The organism is Variovorax glucosi (assembly GCF_051216695.1).
Lineage (GTDB): Bacteria > Pseudomonadota > Gammaproteobacteria > Burkholderiales > Burkholderiaceae_C > Variovorax.
In genome coordinates, this window is record NZ_JBPJZE010000247.1 from 1 (window position 1) to 1,173 (window position 1,173).

1 protein-coding gene is annotated in these 1,173 nt (G+C 63.9%); it reads left to right on the plus strand.

Annotation, left to right across the window (positions count from 1 at the left end; all coding sequences use genetic code 11):
* On the plus strand, window positions 1-1,173 hold a 1,173-nt coding region (gene tuf / locus ACSFA3_RS24675), incomplete at its 5' end, for an elongation factor Tu (protein ID WP_435507997.1).

Genomic DNA, 1,173 nt, shown 5'->3' on the forward strand with positions numbered 1-1,173 from the left:
ACCCGCACCAAGCCCCACGTGAACGTGGGCACGATCGGTCACGTCGACCATGGCAAGACCACGCTGACCGCTGCGATCGCAACGGTGCTGTCGGCCAAGTTCGGCGGCGAAGCCAAGGCCTACGACCAGATCGACGCAGCGCCTGAAGAAAAGGCCCGCGGCATCACGATCAACACCGCCCACGTCGAGTACGAAACGGCCAACCGCCACTACGCACACGTCGACTGCCCAGGCCACGCCGACTACGTGAAGAACATGATCACCGGCGCCGCCCAGATGGACGGCGCGATCCTGGTCTGCTCGGCCGCCGATGGCCCGATGCCCCAGACGCGTGAACACATCCTGCTGGCCCGCCAGGTGGGTGTGGGTTACATCATCGTGTTCCTGAACAAGTGCGACATGGTCGACGACGCCGAGCTGCTTGAGCTGGTCGAGATGGAAGTGCGCGAGCTCCTGGACAAATACGAATTCCCGGGCGACGACACCCCGATCATCCACGGCTCCGCCAAGCTCGCCCTCGAAGGCGACAAGGGTCCGCTGGGCGAACAAGCCATCATGAAGCTGGCCGACGCACTCGACACCTACATTCCGCAGCCCGAGCGTGCGATCGACGGCGCATTCCTGATGCCCGTGGAAGACGTGTTCTCGATCTCCGGTCGCGGCACCGTGGTGACCGGCGCCGTCGAGCGCGGCATCATCAAGGTCGGCGAAGAAATCGAGATCGTCGGCATCCGCCCGACCGTCAAGACCACCTGCACCGGCGTGGAAATGTTCCGCAAGCTGCTCGACCAGGGTCAGGCCGGCGACAACGTCGGCGTGCTGCTGCGCGGCACGAAGCGCGAAGACGTCGAGCGCGGCCAGGTGCTGTGCAAGCCGGGTTCGATCAAGCCGCACACGCACTTCACTGCCGAGGTGTACGTGCTGTCGAAGGACGAAGGCGGCCGTCACACGCCTTTCTTCAACAACTACCGCCCGCAGTTCTATTTCCGCACGACGGACGTGACCGGTGCGATCGAGCTGCCTGAAGGCAAGGAAATGGTCATGCCTGGCGACAACGTCAGCATCACCGTGAAGCTGATCAACCCGATCGCCATGGAAGAAGGCCTGCGCTTCGCCATCCGCGAAGGCGGCAAGACCGTCGGCTCCGGCGTCGTGGCCAAGGTTCTCGCTTAA